This is a genomic window from Parvibaculum sp. (assembly GCF_035511255.1).
Classification (GTDB): Bacteria; Pseudomonadota; Alphaproteobacteria; order Parvibaculales; family Parvibaculaceae; genus Parvibaculum.
This window is the reverse complement of record NZ_DATKFR010000335.1, coordinates 1-5,458: the sequence shown is the minus strand read 5'-3', so window position 1 is coordinate 5,458 and position 5,458 is coordinate 1. Positions and strand designations below refer to the sequence as shown.

6 protein-coding genes are annotated in these 5,458 nt (G+C 63.5%); 4 read left to right on the top strand and 2 right to left on the bottom strand.

The window, feature by feature from the left end:
- Window positions 1–196 precede the first annotated feature (196 nt).
- The 4 genes from panB (at window position 197) to der (ending at window position 4,770) form a co-directional block, all read left to right on the top strand.
- A complete protein-coding gene (panB, locus tag VMR03_RS13125) occupies window positions 197–1,021 on the top strand; it encodes a 3-methyl-2-oxobutanoate hydroxymethyltransferase (RefSeq protein ID WP_325405923.1) in 825 nt (274 codons plus the stop codon).
- A gap of 161 nt (window positions 1,022–1,182) precedes the next feature.
- Entirely contained in the window at window positions 1,183–1,926 is a 744-nt protein-coding gene (locus VMR03_RS13120; protein WP_325405921.1) for a tetratricopeptide repeat protein, read from the top strand.
- Window positions 1,927–1,931: 5 nt separating this feature from the next.
- On the top strand, window positions 1,932–3,299 hold the full coding sequence (locus VMR03_RS13115) for a PQQ-like beta-propeller repeat protein (protein ID WP_325405925.1): 1,368 nt from the start codon (window positions 1,932–1,934) through the stop codon (window positions 3,297–3,299).
- 46 nt (window positions 3,300–3,345) lie between these two features.
- Complete coding sequence (gene der / locus VMR03_RS13110) at window positions 3,346–4,770, top strand: ribosome biogenesis GTPase Der (protein ID WP_325405919.1); 1,425 nt, start codon at window positions 3,346–3,348, stop codon at window positions 4,768–4,770.
- A 57-nt stretch (window positions 4,771–4,827) separates the two neighbouring features.
- Here der and VMR03_RS13105 read toward each other — a convergent pair whose 3' ends face one another.
- Window positions 4,828–5,061 carry a hypothetical protein gene (locus VMR03_RS13105; protein WP_325405917.1) on the bottom strand — a complete coding sequence of 78 codons (234 nt, stop codon included), beginning with the start codon at window positions 5,059–5,061 and terminating at the stop codon, window positions 4,828–4,830.
- A 109-nt stretch (window positions 5,062–5,170) separates the two neighbouring features.
- A partial coding sequence (locus VMR03_RS13100; RefSeq protein ID WP_325405915.1) for an SDR family oxidoreductase occupies window positions 5,171–5,458 on the bottom strand: 288 nt, incomplete at its 5' end.

Here is a 5,458-nt window from a genome sequence, read left to right as displayed (position 1 = left end):
GGCCTGATTTGCGCCCGCCGTCTCCGTCGGCTAAGGTCGCTCCATAAAGAACCGGAAAGGTGCCGGGAGGCACCTAAGGGCTTGAAATGTCAGGCCTTTCGACGCGGCGCAGGGCCGCCTCGCAACTCCACGCGCAGACATTATCTATCAGGCTCAGGGTCCATTGGATCCGGTCTCAACGCAGGGATGATCCGGCATGTCAGTCCAGTCCAAGATCAATCGCATCACAGTCCCCGATATCCGCGCCCGCAAAGGGGCCGAGCCCGTGGTCTGCCTCACCGGCTATCATGCGCATACGGCGCGCTACATCGACCCTTATGTCGATGTGATCCTCGTCGGCGACTCGCTCGGCATGGTGATGTACGGGATGGAGACGACGCTCGGCGTCACGCTCGAAATGATGATCGCGCATGGCTCAGCCGTGGTGCGCGGCACCGAGCGCGCGCTCGTCGTGGTTGATATGCCCTTCGGTTCCTATGAGGAAAGCCCGGAAGTCGCCTTCCGCAATGCGGTTCGCGTCATCAAGGAAACGGGTTGCACGGCCGTCAAGATGGAAGGCGGCAAGCGCCTTGCAGAGACGATCCGCTATCTCAACGACCGCGGCATTCCGGTGATGGCCCATATCGGCCTGACGCCGCAGTCGATCCAGGTTATGGGCGGCTTCAAGACGCAGGGCCGCGTCGAGGAGGAGTGGGCCTCGATCGAGGAAGATGCCGCCGCGATCGCCGAAGCCGGCGCCTTCGCCGTTGTGCTCGAAGGCATGGCCGAACCGCTGGCCGCCAAGATCACGCGGCAGATCGACATCCCGACCATCGGCATCGGCGCTTCGGCGGCTTGCGACGGCCAGATTCTCGTCCTCGAGGACATGCTCGGTCTGTCGCCCCGGGCGCCGAAATTCGTCAAGGAATTCGCGACGCTTGGCGCGCAGATCGCCGGGGCGGCGGAGGCCTATGCGCGCGAAGTCAGGGCGCGCACCTTTCCGGCCGTCGAACACACCTACGGCATGAAAAAAGTAAAATAATAACAGGCGTTTGAGAGGCTTTCCGACCGGATCAGGTTTGCCAATCCGGAGGCGGCGGGCTATTTTACGCCGCCTGCCTGAACAGGCGAGGGGGAGGATGTCTCGCGCCGTCTCGGCGCATCCCCCGGACATTGCTTTCTGGTCACCTTCGGAGTGCGCTCTTGACCGATCTCTTCCGTGAAATCGAAGAAGACCTTCGCCGCGACCGGTTGAAGCAGCTTTGGGAAAAATACGGCATTTACCTCGTCGGCATTGCGGTGGGCATCGTCGTCGTCGCCTCGGCCTTTGTCGGCTGGCGGGCCTGGGAACGGTCCCGCAACGAGGAAGCCTCGGCGCGCTATAGCGAGATCGTCGAACAGGCGGCGAAGGAAGAACCGGCGAAAGCAGCGGCCGCCTTCGGCGCGTTCGCGGCTTCGGCACCTTCGGGTTATGCGGCGCTCGCGCATCTGCGTCAGGCAGGCGCGCTCGTGGAAGCCGGCGACACCAAGGGGGCCGTCGCCGCTTTCGATGCGCTCGCGGAAACCTCTTCCGCGCCGCAAATGTTGCGCGACATGGCGCGCGTCAAGGCGGCGCTACTGCTCGTCGACACGGCGAGCTATGACGACATCAAGGGCCGGATCGCGAGCCTCAACGACGCCGAGTCGGCCTGGCGCAACAGCGCCCGCGAAGTTCTCGGCCTTTCGGCGTACAAAGCCGGCAAATATCAGGAAGCTCAGGGCTATTTCGACGCCATCGTCTCCGACGCGACGGTGTCCGCCGGGCTTCGCGATCGGGCGCATGTCATGCTGGCGCTGATCGCGCCGCATGTACCGAAGCCGGCATCCGAAGCAAAGCCCGCCGCAGGCGGAACGCCTTCGGCCCCCAACAATGCAGCGCCCGCCGATGCGGCCGCGAAGGCGGAGTGACGTTCATGGTTGCGGATTTCAGAACCACCTGCATCCGGTCGATCAGGGCCGCTAGTCTCGTCGTCCTCGCCGTCGTCACCATCGGCATCGGCGGCTGCAGCATGTTCGACGATATGTTCACGGCGGCGCCGAAGCCCAAGTTGCCGGGCAAGCGTCTCTCCGTCATGGAGCTTGAAACCAAGCTCGAGGTCGATCCGGAACTCAAGGACAGTGAAGTCGAACTGCCGAAGCCCTTCGAGAACAAGGACTGGACGCAGCCGGGCGGCACTGCCGACAACGCGATGTATCATCTTGCTGCGCCGGGTAATCTCGATCGCCAATGGAGCACGGGGGCCGGCGAAGGCTCCGACCGTGCGCGGCGCCTGGTCGCCTCTCCCATCGTTGCGGACGGCAAGGTCTTCGTTCTCGATTCCGAAGCGGGCGTGCGTGCCTTCGACGCGAAGTCGGGCAAACAGCTCTGGAAGCAGGATCTGACGCCCGAGGATGAAGATTCGGAAAAGGCGCGAGGCGGCGGCGTCGCCTATGATGACGGAAAGGTTTTCGTCGCCACCGGTTTCGGCAAGGTTCACGCTCTCGATCCCGCGAGCGGCAAGGTGCTCTGGACGGCCGATGCCGGCGTCCCCTTCCGCGCCTCGCCGACGGCAAATGGCGGCCGTGTCTTCGCGGTGACGTCGGACAATCAGCTCATTTGCCTTGCCGAGGCGAACGGCCAGATTCTGTGGCGCCATCGCGGCATCACGGAGAGCGCCGGCATTCTCGCGGCAACGAGCCCGGCTGTCTCCGGCAACATCGTCATCGTGCCTTATTCGTCGGGCGAGCTCTTCGCGCTGCGTGTCGAGAACGGCACCGTCCTCTGGTCGGATTCGCTGACGCGCACCGGCACCTTGACTTCACTGTCGGAACTGAACGACATCGCCGGTCGTCCGGTGATCGATCGCGACCGCGTTTTCGCGATCAGCCACTCGGGCCGTCTGGTCTCGATCGACTTGCGCACCGGCGAGCGTGTCTGGACCAAGGACATCGCCGGCGTTCAGACACCGTGGGTTGCGGGCGAGTATATTTTCCTCATTACAACCGATCAGGAAGTTGTCGCCCTGTCCCGTCGCGACGGGCGCATCCGCTGGCTGACGAAGCTCGATCGCTACGAGGAGCCGGAGACGAAGGAAGAGCCCATCGAGTGGAGCGGTCCGCTGCTCGTCAGCGACCGGCTGATCTTCGTTTCGACGACGGGCAAGGCCCTCTCCGTCTCGCCTTATACTGGCGAGATCAAGGGACAGATCGACCTGCCGGGCAAGACGCTGATTGCCCCGATCGTCGCCGACGGGATCGTCTATATTCTGACCGACGACGCGGAACTCGTCGCGCTGAAGTGATCCGGCGCCTGTTGGCGTTCGCGAGTTAAGAGAGGGCATTGGCCCCGTGTCATTCAAAGTTGCCATTGTGGGCAGGCCGAATGTCGGCAAGTCCACGCTTTTCAATCGGCTCGTTGGCAAGAAGCTTGCTCTTGTCGACGACACGCCGGGAGTGACGCGTGATCGCCGCGAAGGCGAAGCGCATCTCGGCGATCTCACCTTCACGGTGATCGACACCGCGGGCCTCGAAGAGGCGGCATCCGACAGCCTCGAGGGGCGCATGCGCCGGCAGACGGACGCCGCTGTGGCCGACGCCGACGTCTGCCTGTTGCTGATGGATGCCCGCGCGGGCGTCACGCCGCTCGACAAGCGTTTCGCGCAGATACTCCGCAAGTCGCCGACGCCGGTTGTGCTGGTCGCCAACAAATGTGAGGGCGGCGCAGGCGAGGCGGGTCGCATGGAGGCCTTCGAACTCGGGCTCGGCGCGCCGATCCCACTTTCCGCCGAACATGGCGAGGGCCTGTCGGCGCTCTACCAGTCGATCCAGCCCTATGCGGACAGGATCGAGGAGGAAGAGCGCGAGCAGGCGGTCGAAGATGCGCTCGCCGCTGAAGCGGACGCCGAAGGGGGCTTCGATCCGGATGCGCCCTACGAGCCCGACCTCGAAGCGCCGCTGCGCGTCGCCATCGTCGGGCGGCCCAATGTCGGCAAGTCGACGCTGGTGAACTATCTCCTCGGTGAGGACCGCATGCTGACAGGCCCGGAGGCGGGCATCACGCGCGACGCCATCGGCATCGAATGGACATGGCGCGGTCGCCGCGTGAAGCTCTGGGATACGGCCGGCATGCGCAGGCGTGCCCGCGTCACCGAGAAGCTCGAAAAACTCTCCGTCGCCGACACGTTGCGCGCGATCCGGTTCGCCGAAGTGGTCGCGGTGACGCTCGACGCGAGCATCCCCTTCGAACGTCAGGATCTCCACATCGTCGATCTCGTCGAGCAGGAAGGCCGGGCGATGGTGATCGTCGTCAACAAGTGGGACACGGTCGAAGACCCGCAGGCCAAGCTTCGCGAACTCAAGGAAGAACTCGAACGCTTGCTGCCGCAGGTGCGAGGCCTTCCCATCGTCACGCTGTCGGCGCTCACGGGACGCGGTACCGACAAGCTGATGCCGAAGATCGAGGCTGTGCATACGGTCTGGAATGCGCGCATCTCGACCGCGAAACTCAATCGCTGGCTCGAAGAGGCGATTTCACGCCACCCGCCGCCGGCCTCGAAAGGCCGCGCGATCAATCTCAAATACATGTCGCAAGTGAAATCGCGGCCGCCAACCTTCGCCGTCTTCTCGAGCCGCGCCGAGGAAGTCCCGACGGCCTATCGCCGTTATCTGGTCAATGGTTTGCGCGAGAGCTTCGACTTGCCCGGTGTGCCGATCCGCCTCTTCATGCGTGCACGGAAGAACCCGTTCGCGGACAAGAAGAAGCGCAACAACTGATCTTTTCAGGTGCGGTGCCGGGAGCAACCCGAGCGGGTTGCTTTAATGCCGGCTGGGTCAGGTCGTCGCTTGTTCGGTGATCCGGATATGCGCATCCGTTACGTGAACACCGAACGCCTCTATGTCGTCCAGGCATTCGTCGACAATCACGCCAGGTTGCGCTTCGCCCCTGATCATCTCCAGCGATTTGAACAAGAACCATGGCCGGTATTTAGCAGGCAAGTTGCTTCCGCTTTCGTCTTGCGAGAAGGCAAAGATGCGGCCTGGTCCCCTGAAAATATGGACTATCATTTTCGATACTCCTTTCTCGAACTCACCCGACGATAGAACGCATGCCCCTCTGATTGAGGAATGCTGTCGCGGTGCGAGCAAAAGTCTTCGGATTGCCGGAAGCGAAGGACTAAGCCTTCACGGCCTTCCTGTATTCCACCACTTCGCCGTTCCGCTCGCAGGACGCCATCGCCAGTTCGATGAAGAGCGGCACGAGATCGGCGGGCTTGGTCAACGAGGTTGGATCCTCGCCGGGCATGGCCTGCTTGCGCATGGCGGTGCGGGTCGGGCCGGGGCTCAGCAGATTCGCTCGGACGCTGGTATTCGCGCATTCGGCGGCCCATGTCTGCACCAGGGCTTCGAGCGCCGCCTTGCTCATCGCGTAGCCGCCCCAATAGGGCTTCGCCTTATGCGCGGC